The 25,801-nt window shown below is 53.3% G+C and carries 26 protein-coding genes; 17 read left to right on the forward strand and 9 right to left on the reverse strand.

Features of this window, described 5'->3' with window-relative positions:
- Positions 1 to 151: 151 nt before the first annotated feature.
- The 3 genes from map to Q8W24_RS00740 all read left to right on the forward strand — a co-directional run bounded on the left by map (position 152) and on the right by Q8W24_RS00740 (position 4,110).
- Positions 152 to 934 carry a type I methionyl aminopeptidase gene (gene map, locus Q8W24_RS00730; protein ID WP_303433842.1) on the forward strand — a complete coding sequence of 261 codons (783 nt, stop codon included), beginning with the start codon at positions 152 to 154 and terminating at the stop codon, positions 932 to 934.
- Positions 931 to 3,624 carry a [protein-PII] uridylyltransferase gene (gene glnD / locus Q8W24_RS00735; protein WP_303433843.1) on the forward strand — a complete coding sequence of 898 codons (2,694 nt, stop codon included), beginning with the start codon at positions 931 to 933 and terminating at the stop codon, positions 3,622 to 3,624. The genes map and glnD overlap by 4 nt, the downstream gene beginning before the upstream one ends.
- A gap of 168 nt (positions 3,625 to 3,792) precedes the next feature.
- Positions 3,793 to 4,110 carry a pirin-like C-terminal cupin domain-containing protein gene (locus Q8W24_RS00740; protein WP_305474073.1) on the forward strand — a complete coding sequence of 106 codons (318 nt, stop codon included), beginning with the start codon at positions 3,793 to 3,795 and terminating at the stop codon, positions 4,108 to 4,110.
- Here Q8W24_RS00740 and Q8W24_RS00745 read toward each other — a convergent pair.
- Positions 4,058 to 5,437, reverse strand: a complete 1,380-nt coding sequence (locus Q8W24_RS00745; protein ID WP_303432920.1) for a DEAD/DEAH box helicase — start codon at positions 5,435 to 5,437, stop codon at positions 4,058 to 4,060. The two genes, Q8W24_RS00740 and Q8W24_RS00745, sit on opposite strands and share 53 nt — an antisense overlap.
- Positions 5,438 to 5,592: 155 nt before the next feature.
- On the opposite strand from Q8W24_RS00745, the gene Q8W24_RS00750 reads away from it, so the two are divergent.
- Positions 5,593 to 6,432, forward strand: coding sequence for a M48 family metallopeptidase (locus tag Q8W24_RS00750; protein WP_303432921.1), 840 nt, complete (start codon positions 5,593 to 5,595; stop codon positions 6,430 to 6,432).
- Positions 6,433 to 6,646: 214 nt separating this feature from the next.
- On the opposite strand, the gene tcdA is transcribed toward Q8W24_RS00750, so the two are convergent.
- From tcdA to Q8W24_RS00770, 4 genes are all read right to left on the reverse strand, one after another.
- Positions 6,647 to 7,456 carry a tRNA cyclic N6-threonylcarbamoyladenosine(37) synthase TcdA gene (gene tcdA / locus Q8W24_RS00755; RefSeq protein ID WP_303432922.1) on the reverse strand — a complete coding sequence of 270 codons (810 nt, stop codon included), beginning with the start codon at positions 7,454 to 7,456 and terminating at the stop codon, positions 6,647 to 6,649.
- A gap of 52 nt (positions 7,457 to 7,508) precedes the next feature.
- Positions 7,509 to 8,123: a hypothetical protein gene (locus Q8W24_RS00760; RefSeq protein ID WP_305413841.1), complete on the reverse strand. Its 615-nt coding sequence runs from the start codon at positions 8,121 to 8,123 to the stop codon at positions 7,509 to 7,511.
- Between the two features lie 185 nt (positions 8,124 to 8,308).
- A complete protein-coding gene (locus Q8W24_RS00765) occupies positions 8,309 to 9,652 on the reverse strand; it encodes a TonB family protein (RefSeq protein ID WP_305453070.1) in 1,344 nt (447 codons plus the stop codon).
- A 127-nt stretch (positions 9,653 to 9,779) separates the two neighbouring features.
- The gene (locus Q8W24_RS00770) at positions 9,780 to 10,247 is read right to left on the reverse strand and encodes an SUF system Fe-S cluster assembly regulator (RefSeq protein ID WP_303432925.1); all 468 of its coding nucleotides are present in this window, start codon (positions 10,245 to 10,247) and stop codon (positions 9,780 to 9,782) included.
- A gap of 295 nt (positions 10,248 to 10,542) precedes the next feature.
- On the opposite strand from Q8W24_RS00770, the gene sufB reads away from it, so the two are divergent.
- From sufB to Q8W24_RS00820, 10 genes are all read left to right on the forward strand, one after another.
- Complete coding sequence (sufB, locus tag Q8W24_RS00775; RefSeq protein ID WP_303432926.1) at positions 10,543 to 12,018, forward strand: Fe-S cluster assembly protein SufB; 1,476 nt, start codon at positions 10,543 to 10,545, stop codon at positions 12,016 to 12,018.
- Positions 12,019 to 12,217: 199 nt separating this feature from the next.
- Entirely contained in the window at positions 12,218 to 12,964 is a 747-nt protein-coding gene (gene sufC, locus Q8W24_RS00780) for a Fe-S cluster assembly ATPase SufC (RefSeq protein WP_303432927.1), read from the forward strand.
- Between the two features lie 77 nt (positions 12,965 to 13,041).
- On the forward strand, positions 13,042 to 14,379 hold the full coding sequence (sufD, locus tag Q8W24_RS00785; RefSeq protein ID WP_305413844.1) for a Fe-S cluster assembly protein SufD: 1,338 nt from the start codon (positions 13,042 to 13,044) through the stop codon (positions 14,377 to 14,379).
- Positions 14,376 to 15,620 (forward strand): aminotransferase class V-fold PLP-dependent enzyme, encoded by a 1,245-nt coding sequence (locus tag Q8W24_RS00790; RefSeq protein ID WP_305413845.1) that lies wholly within the window; start codon positions 14,376 to 14,378, stop codon positions 15,618 to 15,620. The genes sufD and Q8W24_RS00790 overlap by 4 nt, the downstream gene beginning before the upstream one ends.
- Before the next feature lie 28 nt (positions 15,621 to 15,648).
- The gene (locus Q8W24_RS00795; protein WP_303432933.1) at positions 15,649 to 16,008 is read left to right on the forward strand and encodes an iron-sulfur cluster assembly accessory protein; all 360 of its coding nucleotides are present in this window, start codon (positions 15,649 to 15,651) and stop codon (positions 16,006 to 16,008) included.
- Positions 16,009 to 16,131: 123 nt separating this feature from the next.
- The gene (sufT, locus tag Q8W24_RS00800; RefSeq protein WP_303432935.1) at positions 16,132 to 16,659 is read left to right on the forward strand and encodes a putative Fe-S cluster assembly protein SufT; all 528 of its coding nucleotides are present in this window, start codon (positions 16,132 to 16,134) and stop codon (positions 16,657 to 16,659) included.
- A gap of 44 nt (positions 16,660 to 16,703) precedes the next feature.
- Positions 16,704 to 17,402, forward strand: coding sequence for an alpha/beta hydrolase (locus Q8W24_RS00805; RefSeq protein ID WP_305474075.1), 699 nt, complete (start codon positions 16,704 to 16,706; stop codon positions 17,400 to 17,402).
- 97 nt (positions 17,403 to 17,499) lie between these two features.
- Positions 17,500 to 17,868, forward strand: a complete 369-nt coding sequence (locus Q8W24_RS00810) for an ArsC family reductase (RefSeq protein WP_305474076.1) — start codon at positions 17,500 to 17,502, stop codon at positions 17,866 to 17,868.
- 81 nt (positions 17,869 to 17,949) lie between these two features.
- Entirely contained in the window at positions 17,950 to 18,981 is a 1,032-nt protein-coding gene (gene dapD / locus Q8W24_RS00815; RefSeq protein WP_303432941.1) for a 2,3,4,5-tetrahydropyridine-2,6-dicarboxylate N-succinyltransferase, read from the forward strand.
- Between the two features lie 204 nt (positions 18,982 to 19,185).
- Positions 19,186 to 19,380 (forward strand): (2Fe-2S)-binding protein, encoded by a 195-nt coding sequence (locus Q8W24_RS00820; RefSeq protein WP_303432943.1) that lies wholly within the window; start codon positions 19,186 to 19,188, stop codon positions 19,378 to 19,380.
- Positions 19,381 to 19,482: 102 nt separating this feature from the next.
- On the opposite strand, the gene Q8W24_RS00825 is transcribed toward Q8W24_RS00820, so the two are convergent.
- The gene (locus Q8W24_RS00825) at positions 19,483 to 20,232 is read right to left on the reverse strand and encodes a sulfite exporter TauE/SafE family protein (RefSeq protein ID WP_305413851.1); all 750 of its coding nucleotides are present in this window, start codon (positions 20,230 to 20,232) and stop codon (positions 19,483 to 19,485) included.
- Positions 20,233 to 20,493: 261 nt separating this feature from the next.
- On the opposite strand from Q8W24_RS00825, the gene Q8W24_RS00830 reads away from it, so the two are divergent.
- Complete coding sequence (locus Q8W24_RS00830) at positions 20,494 to 21,438, forward strand: AEC family transporter (RefSeq protein ID WP_305474077.1); 945 nt, start codon at positions 20,494 to 20,496, stop codon at positions 21,436 to 21,438.
- 124 nt (positions 21,439 to 21,562) lie between these two features.
- Here the strand turns inward: Q8W24_RS00830 and Q8W24_RS00835 are convergent, their stop codons facing one another.
- Entirely contained in the window at positions 21,563 to 22,702 is a 1,140-nt protein-coding gene (locus Q8W24_RS00835; protein WP_303432949.1) for an aminomethyltransferase family protein, read from the reverse strand.
- Positions 22,703 to 23,202: 500 nt separating this feature from the next.
- On the opposite strand from Q8W24_RS00835, the gene aroQ reads away from it, so the two are divergent.
- Entirely contained in the window at positions 23,203 to 23,631 is a 429-nt protein-coding gene (gene aroQ, locus Q8W24_RS00840; protein ID WP_303432950.1) for a type II 3-dehydroquinate dehydratase, read from the forward strand.
- Positions 23,632 to 23,800: 169 nt separating this feature from the next.
- Here the strand turns inward: aroQ and Q8W24_RS00845 are convergent, their stop codons facing one another.
- Complete coding sequence (locus tag Q8W24_RS00845) at positions 23,801 to 24,016, reverse strand: VF530 family protein (RefSeq protein WP_303432951.1); 216 nt, start codon at positions 24,014 to 24,016, stop codon at positions 23,801 to 23,803.
- Positions 24,017 to 24,398: 382 nt separating this feature from the next.
- Positions 24,399 to 24,806, reverse strand: a complete 408-nt coding sequence (locus tag Q8W24_RS00850) for an ester cyclase (RefSeq protein ID WP_303432952.1) — start codon at positions 24,804 to 24,806, stop codon at positions 24,399 to 24,401.
- Between the two features lie 309 nt (positions 24,807 to 25,115).
- On the opposite strand from Q8W24_RS00850, the gene nth reads away from it, so the two are divergent.
- A complete protein-coding gene (gene nth, locus Q8W24_RS00855; protein ID WP_305474079.1) occupies positions 25,116 to 25,751 on the forward strand; it encodes an endonuclease III in 636 nt (211 codons plus the stop codon).
- Positions 25,752 to 25,801: the final 50 nt, after the last annotated feature.

Below are 25,801 nucleotides of genomic sequence, written 5' to 3' on the forward strand. Positions count from 1 at the left end.
GCTTACAGCGCGCGCTTTATACCACTTTGCGACCGGTGAAGCCAGAGCCATGGCGTCCTCCGTCACGAACAATTACATTTAATGATTGTTCAACACTGCCGCCACAACCGATACAATGGCAGCATCTACAAGCGGAATTCTGTGCCTCTACATGACTGTTACCATTAAAACGACTGAAGAAATAGAAAAAATGCGTGTTGCCGGACGCCTGGCAGCTGACGTTCTGGAAATGATTGCGCCTCACGTTGTCCCCGGCGTCTCGACCGGCAAACTGGACACCCTCTGTCATGACTATATTGTCAATGAACAACAAGCCATTCCTGCGCCGCTGAACTACCATGGTTTTCCCAAGTCGATCTGTACGTCTATCAACCAGGTGATTTGTCATGGCATTCCTTCCGATGACAAAATCCTGAAAAAAGGCGATATCATCAATCTCGATATCACCGTTATCAAAGACGGCTATCACGGCGATACCAGCCAGATGTTTTTTGTGGGTGAGCCAACACCGGCCCTCAAGCGTCTGGTCGAAATCACCCAGGAATGCCTCTATCTTGGTATTGATATGGTACGCCCTGGCGTCCAACTGGGAGATATTGGCGCCGCAATCCAGAAACACGCCGAGGCCAATCATTATTCGGTTGTCCGTGAATACTGCGGCCACGGCATTGGCCAAACCTTCCACGAAGACCCACAAGTCTTACACTACGGCAAACCCGGCACCGGCATGGCACTGGAGGAAGGCATGACCTTTACCATTGAGCCCATGATCAACCTTGGCACTCGTTTCAACAAACAGCTAAAAGATGGCTGGACAGTCGTCACCAAGGATCGCAAACCTTCCGCCCAGTGGGAGCACACATTATTGGTCACCGCTACCGGAGTGGAAGTATTGACGGCACGTACAGGTGAAAAATACCGGGCTGACGCATGAGCCCGGAGTTACCTGAGCTGAAGCTCGCAGACCATCCTGCCCTGCTGGCCCAACTGGCAGACAGCCCCAGCCCGATTCCGGTTATTCGCAACATCCTGAAACAGACTCAGCAACACGCGGATGACTATTTCCGCGCCACTCTGGATGCCGAAACCCCGGTACGGTTTCGTTCAGCACAAATGGATGCCCTGCTCGATTGCTTGTGGCAACACACAGGCCTGCAGAATGACGACCTGGCTCTGGTAGCCGTCGGTGGTTATGGCCGTGGTGAACTGCACCCTTACTCGGATATCGACCTGCTGTTGCTCTGTCGCGATGAAGCCGCCATCACCACCAGCTCGGAACAGTTACAAGGGTTTATTACCCTGCTTTGGGACCTGAAGCTGGAAGTCGGCCACAGCGTCAGAACACTGGAAGATTGTCGTAACGAAGCCGCCAATGATCTCACGATTATTACCAATATGCTGGAGAGCCGGATCATCTCTGGTGCTCCCTCTCTGTTCGCCGATCTGAAAGCCATTGTCGACAGCCCGGATATGTGGCCAGCGGCAACGTTTTTCAAAGAAAAATGGCAAGAACTGGAAGCACGCCACGACAAGCACAACGACTCCGAATACAACCTCGAACCCAATGTCAAAAACTCACCGGGTGCCCTGAGAGACATCCAGACCGTCAGCTGGGTGACCACCCGCCATTTTGGTGATGGCAGCCTCCAGTCACTGGAGAGCCGGGGATTTCTGACCAAGTTTGAATTCACACGCCTGGCAGGCAGCATGAAATTCCTCTGGCAGGTACGTTACGCCCTGCATATGCTGGCTGGTCGCGAAGAAGATCGCCTGCTGTTTAACCTGCAGCGGCAAATAGCCAGCCTGCTTGGTTTTGAAGACGACAACGAGCACCTCGGTGTCGAACGCTTCATGACCCGCTTTTATCGCAACCAGCTCTCCACCACCGAGTTATGCGACCTGCTGTTGCTGCACTTCAACGAAGATTTCATGAAAAGCCACGAAGGGGTCAAGCCCGTCCCGGTCAATGAACATTTTGTTTTGTTTAACGGCTATTTACAGCTGACCGACCCACAACTGTTTGCGCGTGAACCAGCCTGGCTCCTGAAAGTCTTCGTCTTGTGTGCCAACACCCCCGACCTGAAAGGCGTTCACTCCGATACCATTCGGGCATTACGGGATCATCGACATCTGATCGACTATGAATTCCGCACCCATCCCGACAACAATGCCTGCTTTATCGAACTGATCTGCCACAAGAACCACGTAGTACGCGAGCTGTCCCGCATGATGCGCTACGGCATTCTGGGACGTTATATCCCTGAGTTTGGCCATATCATCGGCATGATGGAACACGACCTGCTGCATATCCATACTGTCGACGATCACAGCTTTCGGATGATTCGGATGTTACGCCAGCTGCGTTTTTCCAGCCTGCGTAACCAGTACCCACTGGCTTCCAAGCTGATTCATCGTATCCAGCGCCGCGAAGTGCTGTACCTGGCCGCACTGTTACACGACACCGGCAAGGCTCAGGAAGGTGATCATTCCAGCAACGGCGAAGTGATTGCCCTGCAGTTTTGCAGCCAGCACAACCTGCGCCCAACCGATACCCACATGGTCTGCTGGCTGGTCGCCAACCACCTCACCATGTCCCATGCGGCACAACGGCTGGACCTGAACAACCCCGATGATATTCATCAGTTTGCCCGTGAAATCGGCGATCAATACCACCTCGACATGCTGTACCTTATCACCGTCGCCGATATGATCAGCACCAATCCGAAACTCTGGACCAGCTGGCGAGCAGAACAGATGCGGGCCTTGTATTTCAATACCCAGCAAGCCCTGCGCCGCGGCCTGGCCAACCCGCTCAACAAAGAAGAATATATTCGCGAAATCCAGCAAGAATCGCTGTTACAACTGGAAGCACTGGGTTTGAGCCGGGAAACGACGTTATCGATCTGGGGAGAACCCGGGGATGATTATTTTCTTCGCGAAAGCGTCGACAACATCATATGGCATACCCTATCCATAGCCGGTCATGGCAATAGCAGCGCGCCGCTGGTATCCATCCACCAGACCTCGGACCAGGATCGCGAAGGTGCCACCCAGATCTTTATTTACATGAAAGATCATATCGACCTGTTTGCCGTCACGACCGCAACCCTGGATCAGCTTAATCTCAACATCCAGGACGCCCGTATCATGACTTCAGAGTCAGACGACAAGGCGGTCGACACCTATATTGTACTGGATGAAAACAACCGGCTGATCGACGACCCACAACGCCTTGACGATATTCGCCAGGCACTGATCACCGCCCTCGCCAACCCGGAAGAATACTCCACCATTATCCAGCGTCGTACCCCACGACTGCTGAAGCAGTTTCCGGTAGAAACCCAGGTGACCATGAGTAACGACCCGCATATGCAGCGCACAATACTGGAAGTGGTCGCGGCTGACCGGCCAGGGTTACTTGCCCGCGTTGGAGCCATTCTCTCGGAATTTGGCGCCCAGATGCAGGGAGCCAAGATTCTGACAGAAGGGGAACGGGTATCGGATATTTTCTACATTCTGGATCAAAGCGGTGAACCGTTTTCCGATCCCGCCCTGTGCCAGCAACTGCAGCGCGCGATTGTCAAAGGGCTGGATGACCAGGTACAGGTACAAACCGCGGTTTAATGAGTCACTGCGGCGTTATTTCTTTCGATTGATTCGATCGACAAGCCGCACCTTATTCTCAGCAGCCCTAATACCGTCAGTGTACTCTTCTCCGATGCAGCAGAAGAATAGAATGCCAGTCAGCAGCGGCCACCATGCCATGGCTTATGGGGGATGAGGCATAGCCAGTTGCTGGGACTGCCAGCAACAACCCACACGGATTCAGACGAAGACTACATCACAGTAACCGCCAATACGGATATCGATCTGCACTTGTTAAGCGGGCGTCCATTACGTGAGCCAATTGTTCACTACAGGTCTTTTGTAATGAACAATCCGGAAGAAATTGAACAAGCCATTGCCGACGACCAGGCCGACCGTTTGGGTCAACAACCCTGCCTGACCGCCGGCTCGAAAAACAGGCCATCAGGCATCAGTTACGATAATAACCGATCTATTCGGTTGGTTTTTTACGGTGCAAAGGAGCAAAACCTTCGCCGTCCGTAACGTTACTCTTGCGCGTCGCCGGGCGACCTCCCGTCGGACGCTTTGCTCCGGCAGCCGCAGGCCGCGATGGACGTGGCCCGGTTCTGCCAGGTTTGCCATCACGCCCCTTGATTCCATCCTTGCCTTTGCTCTTCGGCTTGCGCTTGCCCGCCGTCGCCGCCTTGCCGGATGCCTTGAGTTTTTTCGGGCCTTTATAAACCGCCACCAGACCTTCGATCTTGCGCGGTTCCATCACGACCTGAATATAACTTTCAATCGCCGCCTTGAGATTCCATTCATAGGGCGAAATCAGGCTGATCGCCAGGCCGGATTTACCTGCCCGACCGGTACGACCGATACGGTGTACGTATTCATCACCCTTGCGGGCCAGATCGTAGTTGATCACCAGGTCCATACCCTCAACGTCCAGACCACGCGCCGCAACATCTGTTGCCACCAGAATATTACGTTTGCCTTCCCGCAACATCTGCATGACATATTTACGTTCATCCTGGGTCATTTCACCGTGCAGCATGGCCACACCATTACGATGACGACGAACAAATTCTGACAGCCGTTCCACCTCGGTGCGCTTGTTCACAAACACCAGGGCTTTCTCATATGTTTCATTGGCCAGCAGCCAGGCAATCAATCGGTCTTTATGGGCGTTATCGTCCGCCAGAATCCGTTGCTGGGTAATCAGGCCATGTTGTTCCTGAATCGTATGGGTGGTGATTTCTTCCGGTTCTTTCAGCAAGTTAGCAGCAATGCGGCCAACCCCTTCATGACGTAAAGTTGCCGACAACAGCAGGGTTTGACGCTCGTTCTTACAGGCGCGCCGGATAATATCCATATCTTCGGCAAAACCCATATCCAGCATACGGTCAGCTTCATCCAGAATCAGATATTCCAGATCGTCCAACTCACAGGTACCGCGTTTCAGGTGATCAACCAGTCGCCCGGGCGTTGCAACAATCAACTCCGGGTTTTTACGCAGCAAAGCGGCCTGATACTGGAATTCTTCACCGCCGCATAACTGGCCAACACTCAGCGTCGTCAGATCACAAAAGTGCTGACAGACCTTGGTCACCTGATTGGCCAGCTCTCGGGTCGGACACATAATCAGTGCCCGAGTGGCCGAATTGGGCGCATCCCGCTCCAGTAACCCCTGCATCACCGGCAACAGATAGGCCAGCGTTTTACCACTGCCCGTTTCAGCGCATACCTGAATATCCTTGCCAGCCAATGCTAACGGCAAGACTGCCCGTTGTACCTCCGTTGGAGTTGCCAATGACAATTTTTCCAGGCCAAGCGCCAAGCGGGGATTCAGAGAATAATCAGTAAACACGTATACGCCTCACAATAATATTGCGGCAATTATAACAGCCGGATGACAGAGACACTCTGAATTAAACGCGCTGTCAGTACATCTATTCTCTTCAGACTAAAGACAATTGACCGTAAACTGACCGCATCAGGATATTCAAAACGGAAAACGATCTCATGCACACTGCCAACACCTCCACCTGCCAATCCTTGCTGCTGACTGGCATTACTGCAGCCCTGCTGCTGGCCGGTTGCTCAACCAGCCCGACAGGCCGCTCGCAATTGATGGTGATCTCACCAGAAACAGCCATTACGGAATCCAAAACGGCATACTTGAGTACCGTCAGCGAACTGGAAGCCAGCGACCAACTGGTCACTGACCCACAACAAATCAGCCGTATCCGCACCATTACTGGCCGCCTGATCACCGAAGCGGTCGCCAAGTACCCGGATACCAGCAGCTGGGAATGGAGCGTTGCCATCATCAATGACCCGGACACACTGAATGCCTGGTGTATGGCCGGTGGTCGCATGGCCATTTACACCGGCATTATTGATCAGCTCAATCTGACGGATGATGAAATTGCCCAGATTATGGGGCACGAAATTTCCCACGCGCTGGCCAACCACACCGCCGAACAAATGTCCCGCGCCATGGTCATTAACGCCGGATTAATGGCCACTGCTGCGGTAACAGACAACAACGCCATGGTGTTGTCTGGCGGTGCTCTGGCAGCTCAATATGCCTTGCAATTGCCCAATAGCCGCACAGCCGAAACAGAAGCCGACCGTATTGGTATCGAGCTGGCCACCCGTGCCGGTTACTCTCCAACCTCGGCAGTAACACTCTGGGAAAAAATGCAGCAAGCCAGCGGCAGTTCCGTACCGGAATTCATGTCTACTCACCCGTCATCCAGCAGCCGCGCCAGCGATCTGGGCAAGCTGGCACCGGAAATGGCCAAACTGAATCCGACGGCTCAAAAATCAGCGGTATATCCTGTGACGATTGTGCAATAAGAACCGGAGTCCAGAAGCCGCCACCACCAATCGGTCAGTACCATTGACCATTGGGATCAGAACAACCGGGGCAGAGGTGGAATGGATTCCAAACCCTGTTCAGCACGGCGTTTTTTGGTATGGCTGCAGTAGCAGCCATATTCTCCGCAGCTCACTCCTCGCAGCTCAATCCCACAACAACTCCTTGTTTATTCCTGCAAGGTGATCGCGAACATCAGCCTTTTTTGCCCGCATCCGTAGCAATGCGCTTGACCACACGGGAAGCCGCGACAAAGCCAAAGGTGCCCGTCACCATGGTCGCCGAGCCAAAACCGGAAGCGCAGTCCAGCCGGGTACTATCGCTGTCAGCAGATTTCATCTGACAGACCGAGCCATCCGGCTGTGGATACACCAGCTGTTCGGTAGAAAAAACACAAGGAATGGAATAGTTACGGCTGGGGTTACGAGAGAACCCATACTCACGTCGCAGCAGGGAACGGACCTTACGCGCCAAAGGATCATTGGTGGTTTTATTGAGGTCGGCAATCTGGATCTGTGTTGGATCAATCTGGCCACCCGCTGCACCGGTTGTTACCACGCGGATTTTACGACGCTTGCAGAAAGCCAATAACGCCGCCTTGCTCTTGACGCTATCAATACAATCCACCACATAATCAAAATAATCGTACTGGTCATCCGGTGCCAGTATCGCCGCCATGTTGTTACCGGTGACAAAATCCTCTACCACCTGCACATCACACTCAGGGTTGATTTGCAGCACTCGCTCGCGCATGGTAGCCACTTTCATCTGTCCGACGTTATCGGTCAGAGCATGAATCTGACGGTTGGTATTGGTGATACAGATATCGTCCAGATCCACCAGTGTCAGGGCGCCAATACCAGAGCGGGCCAAGGCTTCAGCAACCCAGGTACCGACACCACCAATACCCACCACGCAAACGCGGGCACAGGACAAACGCTCAAGTCCGGAAACGCCATAAAGACGGCCGATACCGCCAAATCTGTCTGTATATGTTGGAGTCACTACTACCTCTGAATGCTACGCGTCAATCACCACGGGTGAAGGACGGAGTATATCAGAGCTGGGAAACGCGGGTTTTACTGGGGAAACGCAACCAGCGGGATGTCTGGCTGATACGTTGGAGGGGGATTTCTTCGGCATGAAATTCATTTTCCAGTGCAATCATTTGCTCTGGTTCAATCAAACCGAGCAAGCCCTGTCGTAATTGTGGGATCGGTGCAATACGTGCAGTCAGGGAATCAACCAGCAAGGACATAAACTCTGCAGACAGGTGGGCATGGTCATAGTGATTGATCACCAGTACGGTATCACCGCTCTGTAATTCAAGAGAGATTCGGTCGTCTTTTAACAAGGCGCCCTTGACGGAAGAAAAGAAACGATCAAGATCTTGCTGATAATCAGCCATCTTGTGTGTGGTGCCAGCGGATGCCAAGGCTTCCATCCAGAGCTGTCGAAAGCGGCGTGGTGAAATTTCGTCTTCAACCACTTTTAATTCCAGGCGTGTACCTTCGGTCACAGTACCTTGTTTGCCAGACTCTGCGGTATTGTTCAAAGCCACTAAAAACCAGGACTTGCCCAATACCTCAAAATTACCGTACGTCCGCTCACCTGCCGCAAAAGCGGGAGTGGCCAGTATCAGAAACATGACAAGCACTGATATACGTTTCATTACTACAACCCTGCCTGGATTGAAATGACTTGGATCTGGTATTACCAGAAAAACCCCCTTGCACGACGTGTTAATGATATTTATCACACTAACACAACGCAGGCGTTTATCTTGCCCTTCGCGTCTTTCCGCATCCCTTCAGATTGTCCAACGTTAGCACGACGCACCGGGGACTGGCAGCCTGGTTAACGGGCATTCATCACAAAACGAAAAGGAATATCGAACTCAAAATCTGAGCCAGATAAGACATCCGGCAACGCCTGATAAGGCGCGGCCCGTTCTGCCGCTCGCACCGCAGCCGAATCCAGTACTTCATGGCCGGAACTATCACTGACAACGGCCGATACCAGCTGTCCGTCCCGTTGCAATTTCAAGGTTACTTGAGTGGTGCCTTCCAGCCCGCGCCGCACCGCCTGCTTGGGGTACAGCACCTTCCCGTTTGCGCTCGTCAGCAGCTCCTGATAATAGCGGGTTTCAGCTTGTTGCTGTTCAATCTGCAAGGCTTCCTGACGCATACGCTGTGCCTGCTGCGCGGCCAGTTCAGCCGCCGCTTGTGCCGCGACGGCCTGTATTTCCAGTTGTTGCTGCTGTTCTGATTGTTCAGTGCTTGACACATCCACCGCTGCGTCTGCTGTTGATTCTGCCTCCAAGGGACTCACGCCATCCTCTGCCATGGCGTCAGTACTGTCGGGTAATTCGACGGCTGTATCCGCCGTTTTATCCAGCACTATCGCCGTCTCTGGAGCCGCCTGATTACTGACGGTACTGGCAACCACGTGCTCTGTAGCAGCTGCCGTTGAAGCTGAAGCCGGAGCTGGAGCCGATACCGGAGCTGGAGCCGATACAGGTGCTGCAACCGCGGCTGCCGCATCCAATCGCTCACGTGATGGACGGCGGACCGGTTGGGCCGGTGGTTTGCTTGCGGCCAGCCACCCCTTGATCACTTGCTGACGCCCCGGTGCAGGTTGTATAGACAGCAACCGGGCCTCTTGCAACTGGCGCTGATCGGCAGACATATGCACCAGATCATCCTTGAATTTTTGTGAGCGAGGGTACTGCCCTACCCAGGCAGCCACTAACGCCCGTACAAACCCAGGATCATCCAACTGCAACAGCTCAACCCCGTTAACAGACACCAGCGTTTGATTGCTTTCGTTGGAAATCACCAGATGATCCCCTGCCAGCAAGTCATCCTTCAGCAAATGCATAAAACGGGTGACTTCCGTAACTCGCTGGTTCATTTCCTCTTCGCTGAGATTAATTGCCAGCCCTTCATTCCAGAGCCGATAAAAACGCCGGGGAGAGAGTTCTTCAGCCAGGATATGCATTTCCAGCCGTAGTGGCTGACTGGCGTGTAACCAGCTATCACTGCTGCCACTGGCGCTGTAGACAGAAGCCAGATACACATCGTTATCCAGCCGCTGATAAACCGCAACGCCTTGTAACTCCAGCACATGGGATTCAAGCTCTGCCGCTTCAATCGTCGCCATCGATAACAGTAAGAAAAGACACAGGGAAACCAGGCGCATATCAGATCGGTCCGTAATATTCATCAAACCAGTCTAGATACAAAACATGACAGATTCTTGTCGATATCAGCTCAAATGACGCTTCGGTGACATTTGCATGACAGAACACCGGCAGCCACGGTATGACCTAATCCAGATTGGTCAGCGGAATCTGATCGGTAGACAAGGTTAAACAGGCGGTAATACGCTGCAGCGCTTGCGGATGGCGAATGTCGTGCAAGCTGATACCCGACAGTACCAGCGTCAGCACCTGGTTGATTCCGCCCCAGTTTTCGGCCAATGAGCAGCTATCGGTAATATCACAACCCGACTCAACCGTGCTGCATTCGGTCAGGCTGACCTTGCCTTCAAAGGCTTCCACAATCGTCAGCAAAGGAATTTGCTCCGGACGACGGGCCAGCCGATATCCACCACGAGACCCGCGCCGCGCCTGTACCAGTCCGGCATCAGCCAGGGTTTTTAATACCTTACGAGCGGTTGGCAACGACACACCAATACTGCTGATAATTTCATCAGTGGACTGCTGAGCCCCGCCGCTTTGCGCCAAATGGTTCAGTACCAGCACACCATAGTCGGTCATTTTGCTGATTTTCATGGAGAGTAATTACTCACTTGATCGTCCATTAGCCAGCGCTAGATCGCTGCTTCAGGAGCCACCGCAACAGTGGCATAAACCGGTTTATCACCAAAGCATACCAAATTAGTATTGATTCTGGTAATACCGTGATTACTTGAGTAGAATGGTGGGACTAACGAAATGATGATATCCGCACAGCTTGAGCCATCGTGGCCTGCGTTGACCGCTGAGTTCAGCAGCAATGCTGGCAAGCCATCACCTCACGGTTTGCAATCAGGAACGGAACGATGTCATCCGACCGAGAGATAGCGCCATGACCGATGCCCCAACCCCAGTTCTGACCGACCCCGAAGCGAATCAGGAAATCCACCAGCGTTTCAAAAAAGAATACGCTGCCGGATTTATCAGTGATATCGAATCCGACACCTTGCTCCCCGGCTTGAATGAAGACGTGGTGCGATTTATTTCTGCCAAGAAAGGTGAGCCGGAATGGATGACCGAATGGCGTCTGAAAGCTTACCGCTCCTGGCTGGAAATGGTCGAACCGGATTGGGCTCACGTACAATACGACAAGCCGGACTTTCAGGCACTGTCGTATTATTCCGCCCCCAAAAGCATGGCCGATGGCCCCAAAAGCCTCGACGAAGTCGACCCTGAACTGCTGCGCACCTATGAAAAACTGGGTATTCCGCTGCACGAACAGCTGATGCTGGCCGGTGTTGCCGTCGATGCGGTGTTTGACTCGGTATCCGTTGCCACCACCTTCCGCGACAAACTGGCGGAAGCCGGGGTGATTTTTATGCCGATTTCCGAAGCGGTACACAAACACCCGGAACTGGTGAAAAAATACCTTGGTACCGTGGTGCCACAGCGTGACAACTTTTATGCCGCACTTAACAGTGCCGTGTTCTCCGATGGCTCGTTTGTTTATATTCCCAAAGGCGTCCGCTGCCCGATGGAATTGTCGACCTACTTCCGCATCAACGAAGCCAAAACCGGTCAGTTTGAACGTACCCTGATCATCGCCGATGAAGGCTCCCACGTTTCCTACCTCGAAGGCTGTACCGCGCCAATGCGCGACGAAAACCAGTTACACGCTGCGGTGGTGGAACTGATCGCCCTTGATGATGCAGAAATCAAATACAGCACGGTGCAAAACTGGTATCCCGGCGACGAAGAAGGCAAGGGCGGCATTTATAATTTTGTGACCAAACGCGCCGTCGCCCATACCAATGCCAAGGTCAGCTGGACCCAGGTCGAGACCGGGTCTGCAGTTACCTGGAAGTACCCGAGCTGCATTCTCAAGGGTGACAACGCCGTCGGTGAGTTCTACTCCGTCGCGTTGACCAACAATTATCAACAGGCCGACACTGGCACCAAGATGATTCACCTGGGCAAAAACACCCGCTCCACCATTATTTCCAAAGGGATTTCTGCCGGTAAAAGCCAGAACGCCTATCGCGGCCTGGTGCGTATGAACCCGAACGCAGCCGGTGCCCGAAACTACACCCAATGTGATTCCCTGCTGATTGGTGATCAGTGTGGTGCCCATACTTTCCCCTACATCGAAAGCAAGCACCCTTCGGCCGTTATCGAGCACGAAGCCACCACCTCCACAGTCAGTGACGATCAGCTGTTCTTGTGTCGCCAGCGCGGCATTGATACCGAGAAAGCCGTCTCCATGATTGTTAACGGTTTCTGCAAAGAGGTGTTTAAAGAGCTGCCGATGGAATTTGCCGTCGAAGCAGGCAAACTGCTGGAGCTGTCATTGGAAGGCTCGGTGGGCTGACCCACACCCAGCCCGATACCCCGGTTCCCTTGCGCCCGCGCAAGAGCCGGATCACCAACGTGTATCGGCAAACTCGTTGCCAGCTTGAGTATGACAACGAGGAAAAACAACAGCATCAGACGTCCGTCAACCGACGTCTGAGCAATAAATCCTGCGTCCGACGTCCTGCGTCTGACGCCAGACGAAGACAGGAACAACCATGATCAGCATTAGCAACCTGCACGCCAAAGTGGAAGACAAACCCATTCTCAAAGGCCTCAACCTGGACATCAAACCCGGTGAGATTCACGCCATCATGGGTCCGAACGGTGCGGGCAAGAGTACTCTGGGTAACGTATTGGCAGGCCGCGATGGTTATGAAGTCACCGCCGGCTCTGCCACCCTGAACGGCAAGGACATTCTCGCTCTGGAAGCAGAAGAGCGTGCTCGCGAAGGTCTGTTTCTGGCGTTTCAGTATCCGGTTGAAATTCCCGGGGTTTCCAACCTCGAATTTCTCAAGGCGTCAGTCGATGCCATTCGCGCTCACCAGGGCAAAGAGCCACTGGATTCAGTCAGTTTTCTGAAAAAAGCCCGAGAAAAAATCAAGGCCGTTAACCTCGACCAGAGCTTCCTCAAGCGTGGTGTTAACGAAGGCTTCTCTGGCGGCGAGAAAAAACGTAACGAACTGATGCAAATGATGATGCTGGAACCGTCATTGTGCATTCTCGATGAAACCGACTCCGGTCTGGATATCGATGCCCTGCAAGTGGTTGCCCATGGCGTCAATGCCATGCGAGATCCAAACCGCTCTTTTATTATCGTGACTCACTACCAGCGTCTGCTCGACTACATTGTGCCGGATTACGTACACGTACTGGCCGATGGCAAAATCGTCAAGTCCGGTGGTAAAGAGCTGGCACTGGAACTGGAAGAAAAAGGCTACAGCTGGCTGGAAAGCGAAGCCTGAAATGGCGAGCTTTTGTCTGTCTGGCGTCAAGAATCTGAACCCTGACGCGTTACAACACCACAGTCCGGAGAGTTAAGGTGGCTACTGTTTTTCAAGATCAACAACTGCAACGAGTCAACGGCACCCATGCGCCAGACTGGTTACAGCCCATTCGCGCCCAGGGCAGTGCTGCATTTGCCGCTGCCCCCTGGCCGACCCGCAAAACCGAAGCGTGGAAATACTGCTCGCTGAAAACCCTGGCCGGGGACAGCTACCATGCTGATATCCCCCCTATCACCGCGGCCAATAACAAGGATCTGGCAGCAGCGGCAACCATCGCCGGACTGGACAGCTATCAGCTGGTGCTGGTTAACGGCCAGATCCATCCCGAGCTGTCCAGTGCATTGGCGTTGGAGCAAGTGGTACTGTTTGAGAACGCCAATACAGACCAGCAAGCTGCCATCGCTGAACAGTTGGCCAACGCCCGCCAGCAATCGAATCATCACCTGTTCAACGACCTTAACGACGCCGTGCTCAACAGCGGCGTACTGGTCACCATCGGCCGTAACAGCCAGCTCGACAAACCGCTGCAAATCTGTTCCATCAACACCGGAGCCGAATCAGCCTACAGCGTCAATAGCCGGGTTCTGGTGGTATTGGAAACCAATGCGGAACTGACACTGATTGAACAATTTGCTTCCGTCTCTGCACACGACGATAACAGCTTTACCAACAATCAGACCGATATCCAGATCGGCGACAATGCCCGCCTGACCCATTACCGCCTGAACCGGATGCAGTCCGCCAGCGCCTTTATCGGCAGCAGCCGCATCGACTTGCAGCGTGATGCTCACTATCAGGCGTTTCATTTAGGGTTGGGGTCAGCACTGACGCGCAACGATCTGGTGGTTAACCACAATATAGGTGGTTCGCACTCAGAGATTTCTGGTGTATATGTGCCGCAAGGATCGCAGCTGGTCGACTTTCATACCTGTATCGAACACGCTGCCGCCCATTGCACCAGCAACGAAGTATTCCGCGGCATTATCAACGACCAGGCCAAAGCCGTCTTTAACGGCCGCATTCATATTCACAAGGATGCGCAAAAAACCCTGGCCGAGCTGAGCAACAAAAACCTGTTGCTGACCAACAAGGCTGAAATCGACACCAAGCCAGAACTGGAAATCTACGCCGACGATGTGAAATGCGCCCACGGTGCAACCGTCGCCCAGCTTGATGACAAGGCCCGTTTTTATCTGCAAAGCCGCGGCATCAGTGAACAGGATGCCCAAGTGATGCTGAGCTTTGGTTTTATCAACGAACTGCTGGATGCCCTGCCGCACCCTGCCATCGGGGACTGGTTACGCCCGCTGCTGGCGCAACGTTTTGGCCGCGCCCCGGCGTTTACCACCGAACAAGTGGAGGCCTTGTCATGATCGACGCCTATGCCACCGAGACCCGCCGCTACATCGAACAGATCCGTCAGGACTTCCCGGCACTGCAACAGCAGGTCCATGGCAAGCCACTGGTCTATCTCGACAACGGCGCGACAACGCACAAACCCAATGCAGTCATTGAAGCCGAAGCCAACTTCTACCGTACGGTCAATTCCAACGTCCACCGTGGTGCCCACTATCTCAGTGACGTGGCGACCGAACAGTTTGAAGGTGCCCGCCGCACCGTGCAGCAATTTATTGGTGCTCTGAAACCGGAAGAAATTGTCTGGACCCGTGGCACCACCGAAGGCATAAACCTGGTTGCCGCCACCTGGGGCCGCAAGCACATTGGCAAGGGTGATCGTATTCTGGTCAGCGAGATGGAGCACCACTCCAATATCGTGCCCTGGCAAATGCTGTGTGAGCAGGTTGGTGCTGAGCTGATTCCGATTCCGGTGAAAGACAATGGCGAACTCGACCTCAACGCCATGGCCGAATTGATGGAACCCCGTGTCAAACTGATTTCGGTGGCCCACGTGTCCAACTCACTCGGCACCGTGAACCCCATTCCGGACATTGTCCGTATGGCCCGCATCAACGAATCCGTCGTCATGGTGGATGGCGCCCAGGGCGTATCCCACTTCGATATCGACGTATTGCAACTGGATGTCGATTTCTACGCTTTCTCCAGCCATAAATTATTCGGCCCGACCGGTATGGGCGTGCTGTACGGCAAGGAAGAGTTGCTCAATGACATGCCGCCCTATCAGGGTGGCGGTGAAATGATCGAACGCTGCTCCTTTGCTGGCACAACCTACAACCAGCTGCCTTACAAGTTTGAAGCCGGAACGCCAAACATTGCCGGGGCGATTGGCCTTGCCGCCGCGATCAACTATCTCAACGGGCTTGACCGCAAGATACTGGCGGCCCAGGAAGAAGCACTGATCAAAAAAGCCCATGCCATGGCGCTGGAGCTGGGCGGTATCCGTATTATTGGTGAAGCCGCCAAAAAAGCCTCGGTCTTCAGCTTCTTGCTGGAGGGAGTGCACCCGGCGGATGTTGGTACCCTGCTCGACCAGCAAGGCATTGCCGTACGCACCGGCCACCACTGTGCCATGCCCTTGATGGAACGTCTGGGTGTTCCCGGCACCGTGCGGGCTTCGATGGCGTTTTACAATACTCTGGACGAGGTTGATGCCTTGTTCAAAGGGTTGGAAAAAGCCAAGATGTTTTTGCTGTAATGATTCGTGACCGATTGAGGACACACCGATGAGTATTGAAACCTACGACCCGAATGCCGCTGCCGATGTCAGCATGACTGCTGCAGCGATCCAGCACATCCGCAACATGCTGGCCAAAAACAGTGACAAGACCGGCGTCCGCCTGGCGGTCAAAAAGAGCGGCTGCTCCGGCTTCAAGTATGATATCGATTTTGTCGACGCTCCCAGTGACGGCGACCAGATTGTACAGGTCGCCAGCGATGTCACCCTGTATGTTGCTGCCGATGCCAGGTCCTATGTCCGTGGCACCGAAATCGACTTCACCAAAGAAGGCTTGAACAGCATCATCAAGTTCAATAACCCCAATGCCCGTGATTTGTGTGGCTGTGGTGAATCCTTTTCGGTCTGAGTCGGTGTAAGCTTGCCCGTCTTGTCTGGCAACTGATGTTTGGCACACCAGCACTGCCACTCCGCGATACCGGTCGCCATACCGTCATCGCGGAGCAAAACCTTCGCTACAGGTAATTCTTTTATGGAAAAACGTATGGTTGTTTCGCTGGCCGAATGTCCAGCGCGACAGGTACCTTCCGGTATTCCTGCCACCATTCCGCCAGGTGTGTTTGTCACCATCAACCAGGCGCTGGGTGGCAACTACACCGTTACCGTGAACGGCAATATGATGCGCGTGGACGGCACGGATGCTGCCGCACTGGGGCTGGAAGCAGAACAAATCGAATTTGCCGCACACGATGACGGCATTGTTCGAAAAGATCAGGTCGAGCAGGCCTTGCGGACGATTTTTGATCCGGAAATCCCGATCAACCTGCTTGATCTCGGTCTGATTTATGGCATCGATATCGATGGCACCCAGGTCAATATTCGCATGACCCTGACCGCCCCCACCTGCGGTATGGGGCCAGTGCTTATCTCTGACGTCAAATACCGGGTCGCCAAGGTACCCAATGTCAGTGCTGTCAACGTTGAACTGGTGTTTGAACCCCAGTGGCATCGTGACATGATGACGGAAGAAGCGCAGCTCGAAGCCGGTCTGTTTTTCTGACCGGGGGACATGATCCCTGCCCCATCTGGAGACAAATACAGCCTATGAATATGACCGAAACCCCGGAGCAGGTGGTGCTCGAACCGTCCAGCGGCAAGGCCAGTGCCTGCCTGATCTGGTTACATGGCCTGGGGGCCGATGGCTACGACTTTGTCCCGGTGGTGCAGCATATGGGCAGCCTGATGGACACCTCTCAGTTGCGCTGTATTTTCCCCCATGCCCCCAAACGCCCGGTGACCATGGCCAATGGTACCTCGATGCGCTCCTGGTACGATATTCTGGCCATGACTCCCAAACGCACGATTGATCCCGACCAGCTGGCCGATTCCGTCAATCGTATGTATCGCCTGATCCAGCAGCAGATCGACAGCGGTATTCCATCCTGGAACATTTTTATTGCCGGTTTCTCCCAGGGAGGGGCTGTCGCGTATCAGACCGCCTCCAGCTTTGGCCAGACACTCGGTGGCCTGATTGCCCTGAGCACCTACGTGCCCGATGGCAGCCGGGTAAATCCGTTCAAACTGCATCCGGCCAACTGCCAGCTGCAAGTCATGATTGCCCATGGCACAGTCGACCCGGTGGTTCCTATCTCGCTGGCAACAACGGCGCTGGAACAGCTGCGTCAGCATGGCCTGCAACCACTGTGGTTCAGCTATCCGATGCAACACGAGGTGTCGCATCCTGAAATTGCCGATGTCTGCCGTTTTCTCAGCAGCTGCCTCAGTCATACCCGGGCTTCCTGATCTTTGTATATCCAGCCATGAATCACCACCACACGCTGAACTCCGCCGCTGGCTTTGGTATCCTTGCGCCTTTCGATTTTCGGCAGCGGATTTCATCATGATCACCATGTACGGCATCAAAAACTGCGACACCATCAAAAAGGCCCGCAGCTGGCTCGATCAGGCAGCGATTGAGTTTACCTTTCACGATTACAAAAAAGACGGGCTGGACCCGGCGCTGGTTGACCAGTGGCTGTACGAGCTGGGCTGGGAAGCCTTGATCAACAAACGCGGCACGACCTGGCGCGCCCTGCCGGATGACCTCAAAACCCGGATGGATAACGCCAGTGCGCGCCAGGCCATGCTCGAGAACCCGTCGATCATCAAACGACCCTTGCTGGATACCGGCAGCCAGAAGTTACTGGGTTTCAAGCCAGATACTTACGCCGCCCTGTTTAACCAACCACCAGCAACCCAAACCGATTAATCAAACCCGATTAAACAATCCACAGACTGACTGGCTGCCCGTACCTGTCTGGCGCAGCGGAATTGAATTGAGGAATATGACATGAGTAATGCATTTGCACTGGCCATCGGTGTCGGCACCAAAAACAGCAAAGGAGAATGGCTGGAAGTCTTTTACTCCAAGCCCTTGCTCAACCCCGCCGACAGCCTGATTGAAGCGGCCAAAAGCGCCCTGGGCTACGAAGGTGGCAACCAGGCGATTGAAGCCGACGGTGGCGACCTGAGTGCATTTGCGGATGCGCTGGCAGAACTGGATGCCACTCAATCCGGCCTTGCCCGTGCCTGCATTGAAAGCGAACAGCCGGTGGTAATCACAGTACTGGCAACCGATGCCCAGTCCAGCAGCACGCCCGAGGTATATCTCAAGCTGCATTTGCTGTCCCATCGCCTGGTCAAGCCACACGGTGTTAATCTGGCTGGTATGTTTGGCTTGCTGCCGAATGTCGCCTGGACCAACCAGGGTGCCATCGATCTGGCAGAACTGCCGGCGGCCCAACTGGATGCGCGCCTGAACGGTACATTGCTGAGCGTCAACAGCGTTGATAAATTCCCTCGCATGACCGATTACGTGGTACCTGCAGGCGTACGCATTGCCGATACTTCCCGTGTCCGTCTGGGCGCTTACGTGGGTGAAGGCACGACCATCATGCACGAAGGGTTTGTCAACTTTAACGCCGGTACGGAAGGCGTCTCTATGGTTGAAGGCCGTATCTCAGCAGGTGTTGTGGTCGGCAACGGTTCTGACCTGGGTGGCGGTTGTTCGACCATGGGCACCCTGTCCGGTGGTGGTAACATTATTATTTCGGTGGGCGAAAACTGCCTGCTGGGCGCTAACGCCGGTATTGGTATCCCACTGGGTGATCGCTGTACCGTTGAAGCCGGTTTATACGTCACCGCCGGTACCAAGATTCTGGTACTGGACGACCAGAAAAATGTGGTTGAAACCGTCAAGGGCCGTGACCTGGCGGGTAAATCCGATCTGCTGTTCCGTCGTGACTCCATCAGTGGCGCAGTACAGTGCGTGACCAACAAGAGTGCCATTCAGCTGAACGAAGAGCTGCACGCACACAACTGATCCAGGCGTTTCCAGCATTGATCAGTCAGCCATCGCAGTACCGTTTTACGGCCTGCGATGGCTCTTGCCTGCACCCTGTTTGCTAGCCGCTTTCCTGCCCCGGTAACCAACCGGAATTACAGTCACTAAAAGTATTGCAAACTCTTATCATTTAGATACAATGTCTACCACTGATAGTCATTCTCGATTGCGGAGATCAGCAATATGTATGTGTGTCTGTGTAAAGCCGTTACCAATCAACAAGTCAAAGATGCGGTTGATCAAGGTCAAAGTTATGGTGAAATGCGCCGGTCGCTCGGTCTGGCTACCGACTGTGGTTGCTGTGGACGCGCTGCCAAGCAACTGATCCGCGAGCATGTCAGCACCCTGCCCGCTTGTGAGTTTGCCAATGTTGGCTGATAACAGCGCAGCAGTACACGACACGCTATGACAGCCTGACGAACAACAGCCGACAGTCATTCGCAGCCAGTTGGGTTGCTACTCGTCGCTCCTCCAGAACACTCAAATCGCATCCCACAACAGCCGTAAACCGATCAAGCCTAACGCCAGATAAATAATCCGGTAAAAGGTTTTGTCGTCTATCAGTGCCTGTAATTTCACACCGTAACGAGCACCCATCCAGGCAAAAGGCATCAGAATCAGTGCGGTCATCAGGTTGGCAGAACTGAGCTGCCCCAGCAGGCCATAAGGAATCAGCTTGACCACATTCAGGCAGGCAATGGTCACAACCATGGTGGCCAGATATTCAGGCCGTGGTAACCGCAACGGCAACAGATACAAATTCAGCGGTGGCCCACCGGCATGGGCAACAAAACTGGTAAAACCGGTCATCAGGCCACACACACGGGCAACCCACGGATGGCCCTGCCGCGGCTCACCCAACGCCTGCTTTTTACCCAACCCCCACAGTGCAAACGCCAATGACAATATCCCCAGCATCATCTTGATCATGTCGGCATTCAGCCAATCAAACAGCAGATACCCCACGACCAACCCCAGGGCCGCCGGTACCAGCAAACGCCGCAGTTCCTGCAGGTTCTGTTTACCCCACCAGAAACGCACACTGAAAAAATCCATCAGTAACAACAGCGGCAACATAATGGCCGCGGCCTGACGGGGGTCGATATAAATGGTCATCAGGGGGACGGCGACCACGCCAACCCCACCGGCAAAACCGGACTTGGAAATCCCGGTAATCAACACTGCAATGACCGCCAGCAGCCAAAAGCCAGGCTCAAAACCCATCCACATGCGATATTCCTTACTTTGATAAGCTCTCAGTCAGTGAGCGAGACAAGATACTATCGTGACCAGACCGCCCTTGTCGCAGTCAACGCCCTTACCAATCATTGAATCACCACACACAAGATTGAATTATCACCCTGCTGCCCTGACGTGATAGCGTTTTGCCCGGTAATCTTATTACCCGGTTGATCATTGACCCACAACATCGGTCATCTGATCTGAGTGCCGAGCGCTACTACGCAGCCCCTTACCCAGGACGCCTTTCCCATGTTGTCTACTGTCTCGATTATTATTCCTATTTTTGCTGTTATTGGCTTGGGCTTTTACCTGGTACACAGTCGTTTTATCCCCAAGGACATGCTGCCGGTATTATCCAGGCTGGTACTGTATTGCCTGATTCCGGCGTTGACCTTTGCCACCGTATCGCAATTGGACTTCAGCCAGATTCAGGCCTGGGATTTCCTCGGTGTGTATGCAGCAGGGGCCTTGCTGGCCCAGATCGTTGCACTGATCGTATTTCGCGGCATGCTCGGAAACAACCTGTCCACCAGCGCAATCAAGGCACTGGGCTGTTCCATGCCCAACAGCATCTTTATCGGCTACCCGGTGGTCGTACAGGCCTTTGGAGAGGAATGGGGCCATACCTTTGCTTTCGCTGTGATGGTCGAAAACATCGTTATTCTGCCGGCGGTACTGATTATGGTGGAGCTGGGCAGAAGCAAGGAAGACCAGCAACAGGCGTTGTCGATCATCACGGTACTGGCGGGTATTATTCAACGGCTGATCAAAAATCCGATTATTATCGCCATCGCCGCGGGTTTGCTGGTTTCTGTGGCAGGCTGGTCTCTCCCGAATCCGGCCCTGCGCACCTTGACCCTGTTAGGTAACGCCGCTGCCGCCATTGCCCTGCTGGTGATTGGTGGCTCACTGGTTGGCAATACCTTGCGCGGCAACCTCCGTGATATCAGCTTGCTCAGCACCATCAAGCTGCTGGTTCATCCACTGGCGGTGATGTTGGTATTGATACTGTGGCCCGACTTTGACCCGACATTGCAAACCCTCACCATTGTTTATGCTGCCTTGCCCATGGCGGCGCTGTTTCCGATGGTTGGCAGTCATTACGGTATGCGCAACTTCTGTTCCAGTGGCTTGTTGGTGGCAACGGTGGCGTCATTTTTCACCCTTACAACGGCGCTGTTATTGCTGCTCTAGGGCGGCTGCCACAAACCGCAGCAACACAATAACACCAATAAAAAAGGGCTTGTTTCCAGGAAACAAGCCCTTTTCTTCAGGTGTCGATCACACGTCTGTCATAGCTTCAGCCCGGAAGGCTTGATCAGCCCTTCGCTACACGCTTTTTCTTCTCTGGATCATCAAACGGCAGAGTATGGGCAATGGCCGATACGTCAAGGCTGCCTTTGACCTGGAGCGGTGCGCCCTGTTTGGCGTAAGGCACTTCAAGACGAGCAATGGCCATGGAGCGGTCAGTCAGGCGCGAGTACATGGCACAGGTGATAACTCCGACTTTTTTGCCGTCAGCCCAAAGTTCGTCGCCTTCAGCAGCAGCTTCCTTGCCTTCCAGCAATACGCCAAAGATGCTGAAACGCTCTTTGCCCTTCAGGCGGAAGTGTTCGTAGGCACCACAGAATGCAGTTTTGTCCTTGGATACGGTGAAGTCCAGACCCAGTTCCCACAGAGTGTCGCCCGCAGGTTCGTTTTCGAACGGGTACATCTCGGAGTTATCAAACGGAAAAAACAGCAGATAGCTTTCGGTACGCAGCCAGTCGAGGGCGGTAAAGGAGCAAGGGATAATGCCAAATTCCTTACCCTGTTCCAGCACGTTGTCCCAGATCGTGGCAGCGTCAGCAGCTTTGCAGAAGATCTCGTAACCACGTTCACCAGTATAGCCAGTACGTGAAATCGTTACCGGGCAACCAAACAGGCGGGCGTGAGTATGGTGGAAATAAGGCAGATCACGGATGCCAGGAACATGCTCGGCGAGGAAATCCACCGCAGCAGGGCCCTGCAAGGACAAATCGTGCATATCGTCATCGAACAACACTGCGACCTGTTTGCCGAGCGCAGCCTGGGTCAGGCGTTCGTAACCGGTACCAGTACCATGCACCACCATAAAGGAGTTGGGGCCCATACGATAAATAACGCAGTCATCGATAAACTTGCCTGCTTCGTTCAGCATACAAGCGTAAACCGCTTTACCAGGATAGAGTTTGGAGATGTCACGAGTGGTCGCCCACTCCAGCAGGCTTTCCGCATGTGGACCAACATAGTGCACTTTCTTCAGACCCGATACATCCATCAAGCCCGCTTTGGTACGGATTGCTTCGTGCTCGTCGGCCAGAGTGTAACCGCTGTTACTGTAGGTCCATGCTGTAGGCAGACCGTTCCAGTCTTCCAGGTTTGATCCCAGGGCTCGGTGTTTTTCCGCCAGTGCGGCGATACGCCATGAATTAGCCATTTGTTTCTCCGTTCGTGTAGACAGTACTTAATCCCTGCAAGGGAATTATTATTCCTGAGAGGAAAGGCAAGTTCCGGGCCATGGATTGCCAAACTGATGATTCCTATGAGGAAAAAAATATTTCTACTCGGATTTCACCCCAAAAACGACCGGATTACCGCTCACCGCACCCAATAGCCGCCTTCTTTTAGGTCAACCAAGTACCAAATAGCATCATATTGGTGCAATAAATCAAGCGGTCAATGCAGTAAATATAGAGTGAGCAACAAGATGCACACGCTATAAATAAACGACAAACCATAAAACCTGTGCAACACGGCTCCCGTTTATTACACATCGACTGTCCGGTATCGCCGGTTCCCGGTGTTATGGCAGCAGTTTGAAAAACAACCCGATGCAGGTATCTGGCACAACCAGGCTGCGCCGCCGCCCGGATATCCGCTAAACTCCACCTCCACCAATCAGCAACAACGGCCCGTGGCCTACGATGGAATCAACCAATGAACAAAACTATTTACGTATTAAACGGCCCAAACCTGAACCTGCTGGGCAAGCGTGAACCAGAGATCTATGGCAACGAAACCCTGCAAGATGTTGAAAACAAGATGCGTCAGCGGGGTGCTGGGTTGGGCCTGACCATCAAGTTTTTCCAGAGCAATCACGAAGGTGAGATCATCGATCGCATCCATGAAGCGCGCGATCAGGCTCAGGGGATTATTATCAACCCAGCGGCCTATACCCATACCTCGGTTGCTATCCTCGATGCGCTGAACACCTTTGAAGCGGCAGTGGTCGAAGTGCATATCTCCAACGTCCATAAGCGTGAAGCCTTCCGTCATCACTCCTACGTCTCCTTGCGGGCCGACGCTGTGATTGCGGGTATGGGAACGCTGGGTTATCAGGTTGCTCTCGAATACTTTGCCCAGTAACCCCTGCGAGTTGCAGTGTCGGCCTGTACTGGCAGGCTTGTATTAATCCGGGGAAACAAACCGACAATACCTACACCTACCAATACCTGCCGGTGGGCACCGTAGCGGCTGTTATCTGAGCGCGGTTTCAAGCGCCAACACCAAACCCTCACCACGCTGTCCAAATACATCAGAAAGTAGACAGATACAGTGCTTCGACCTTACTTCTGGCCCATTCGGTTTTACGCAAGAATTTTAGCGATGACTTGATCGACGGATCACTTTTGAAACAATTGATATTGATCTCCTGCGCCAATCCACTCCAGCCATAATGCTCAACCAGACGCTTGAGTATGTTTTCCAGCGTCAGTCCATGCAGGGGGTTATTGGGTTGTTCGTGTGCCATGGGTGTTACCTCGCAGAAGCCAATAAAAAACAGAGCGAAGTGTTAGTCCAAAGAGATCAAAGGTAAAGGGGACATCTATTTAATCCTGCACGACTCTGCGCGAGTGTTGCCGTTGTTCAGGGCAAGGCGACGAATGCAGCGAAATGACGAGTCCTTTTCAAATTCGTCAACACCGCACTGGACGGCGGCAACCCGCGCCCTTCGAAACCATCCGGTAGCCCAGATAGCCCAGAGTGAGCACCGGATTAAATAAATGTCCCCTAAAGCAGAAACCTTGATAAAAACAACGGACAGGAACCTGCCTGGAATCAGACAGGAAAAGTAATAAAAGGACGGATGCTATTTAGCCAATGGCAAAACTGAATGCCGACTATTTCATCAGTCAAGCAACGGCGAGCTGCTGTTGCAAGTGAGCAATATCGATCATCAGACTGATATTACGTACCTTACCGCGCTGCAACGTCCAGGTAATTGCACAGGTAATACCAACCAGTTTCTGATTGGGCTGAAAGCCGAATACCGGTTTGACAAAGCTTCCGCAGATGGTCATTACACTGATAGCACGGTCGCCATCGGTCATAATGTCTTCAATCGCCAGATCAAAATCAGTGATCGCATTATGCAGGGTGTCGATCTCCTTGATAAAACCATCAATATCATTGGTTTCGAGAGACTGTGAGGCATGGTAAAGAAAGTCCCGACTTACCATTTGCTTCACAAGATTGAATCGACCTTTTCCCCAGGCATTATGTATAAATTGCTCAACGAGCATTTTATTATCGGTGGTCATTGCCTTTTCCGTGGGTTGTTACTTTCTGTGACAGCGGGCAGTGTAGATTTTGTATCGAAGTGTAACCACTCCATAGCCAAGAAAGCGTGACATGGTTCCGCTGGAGTTCACCTAACGGTACTGTTTCCCTCTGTAACGGTAGTCCATACACGACTAACCGGTTTCCAACCCTTTCATTCTCTTACTTAACACACCGGCCAACTCACACAAATATCACGTGATACACCTGCCGGTAACATTTACCGCTAGGCTGTCCACAAGGCTCATGGCACAGTAACCGCTCCCTGATACTAGCCCGACAACAGAACCATGAACAAAGCGAAACGCACCGAAATTTTCAGTCGTCTGCAGGCGGCCAACCCACACCCCAAAACCGAGCTGGAATACCGCACTCCTTTTGAATTGTTGATTGCCGTATTACTATCGGCCCAGGCAACGGATGTCTCGGTCAATAAGGCGACCCGTAAACTCTATCCGGTTGCCAATACGCCAGAAACACTGCTGGCACTGGGTGAAGAGAGACTAAAACAATACATCAAGACCATTGGCCTGTTTAACAGCAAAGCCAAAAACGTCATCAAACTCTGCGACATTCTGATCAATAAACACCAGAGCCAGGTACCGGAAACCCGAGAAGCCCTTGAAGCTCTGCCAGGCGTTGGCAGAAAAACAGCCAACGTCGTGCTTAATACCGCCTTCGGCCAGCCGACGATTGCCGTCGATACCCATATTTTCCGAGTATCCAACCGTACCCGTATTGCCCCCGGCAAAGACGTCAACGAAGTAGAACAACGGCTCATACGGCTGGTGCCCAGGGAATTTCAACTGGATGCTCACCACTGGCTGATTTTGCACGGGCGTTATACCTGTGTTGCCCGTAAACCCCGCTGTGGTTCATGCTTGATTGAAGATTTATGTGAGTACAAACAAAAAACGTCCGACTGACAGACATGCCATCACATCATATCGGTCTGTTCGGTCTGTGTTTTGCTGCA

This window comes from Oceanobacter sp. 4_MG-2023 (assembly GCF_030689165.1).
Lineage (GTDB): Bacteria > Pseudomonadota > Gammaproteobacteria > Pseudomonadales > Oceanobacteraceae > Oceanobacter.

Bases quoted from the DNA above. Each gene is read 5' to 3' on its own strand.
- map (WP_303433842.1), top strand. From the start codon at position 152: ATGACTGTTACCATTAAAACGACTGAAGAAATAGAAAAAATGCGTGTT.
- glnD (WP_303433843.1), top strand. From the start codon at position 931: ATGAGCCCGGAGTTACCTGAGCTGAAGCTCGCAGACCATCCTGCCCTG.
- Q8W24_RS00750 (WP_303432921.1), top strand. From the start codon at position 5,593: ATGCACACTGCCAACACCTCCACCTGCCAATCCTTGCTGCTGACTGGC.
- Q8W24_RS00760 (WP_305413841.1), bottom strand. From the start codon at position 8,123: ATGAAACGTATATCAGTGCTTGTCATGTTTCTGATACTGGCCACTCCC.
- Q8W24_RS00765 (WP_305453070.1), bottom strand. From the start codon at position 9,652: ATGCGCCTGGTTTCCCTGTGTCTTTTCTTACTGTTATCGATGGCGACG.
- Q8W24_RS00770 (WP_303432925.1), bottom strand. From the start codon at position 10,247: ATGAAAATCAGCAAAATGACCGACTATGGTGTGCTGGTACTGAACCAT.
- sufB (WP_303432926.1), top strand. From the start codon at position 10,543: ATGACCGATGCCCCAACCCCAGTTCTGACCGACCCCGAAGCGAATCAG.
- sufC (WP_303432927.1), top strand. From the start codon at position 12,218: ATGATCAGCATTAGCAACCTGCACGCCAAAGTGGAAGACAAACCCATT.
- Q8W24_RS00790 (WP_305413845.1), top strand. From the start codon at position 14,376: ATGATCGACGCCTATGCCACCGAGACCCGCCGCTACATCGAACAGATC.
- Q8W24_RS00795 (WP_303432933.1), top strand. From the start codon at position 15,649: ATGAGTATTGAAACCTACGACCCGAATGCCGCTGCCGATGTCAGCATG.
- sufT (WP_303432935.1), top strand. From the start codon at position 16,132: ATGGAAAAACGTATGGTTGTTTCGCTGGCCGAATGTCCAGCGCGACAG.
- Q8W24_RS00805 (WP_305474075.1), top strand. From the start codon at position 16,704: ATGAATATGACCGAAACCCCGGAGCAGGTGGTGCTCGAACCGTCCAGC.
- Q8W24_RS00810 (WP_305474076.1), top strand. From the start codon at position 17,500: ATGATCACCATGTACGGCATCAAAAACTGCGACACCATCAAAAAGGCC.
- dapD (WP_303432941.1), top strand. From the start codon at position 17,950: ATGAGTAATGCATTTGCACTGGCCATCGGTGTCGGCACCAAAAACAGC.
- Q8W24_RS00820 (WP_303432943.1), top strand. From the start codon at position 19,186: ATGTATGTGTGTCTGTGTAAAGCCGTTACCAATCAACAAGTCAAAGAT.
- Q8W24_RS00825 (WP_305413851.1), bottom strand. From the start codon at position 20,232: ATGTGGATGGGTTTTGAGCCTGGCTTTTGGCTGCTGGCGGTCATTGCA.
- Q8W24_RS00830 (WP_305474077.1), top strand. From the start codon at position 20,494: ATGTTGTCTACTGTCTCGATTATTATTCCTATTTTTGCTGTTATTGGC.
- Q8W24_RS00835 (WP_303432949.1), bottom strand. From the start codon at position 22,702: ATGGCTAATTCATGGCGTATCGCCGCACTGGCGGAAAAACACCGAGCC.
- aroQ (WP_303432950.1), top strand. From the start codon at position 23,203: ATGAACAAAACTATTTACGTATTAAACGGCCCAAACCTGAACCTGCTG.
- Q8W24_RS00845 (WP_303432951.1), bottom strand. From the start codon at position 24,016: ATGGCACACGAACAACCCAATAACCCCCTGCATGGACTGACGCTGGAA.
- Q8W24_RS00850 (WP_303432952.1), bottom strand. From the start codon at position 24,806: ATGACCACCGATAATAAAATGCTCGTTGAGCAATTTATACATAATGCC.
- nth (WP_305474079.1), top strand. From the start codon at position 25,116: ATGAACAAAGCGAAACGCACCGAAATTTTCAGTCGTCTGCAGGCGGCC.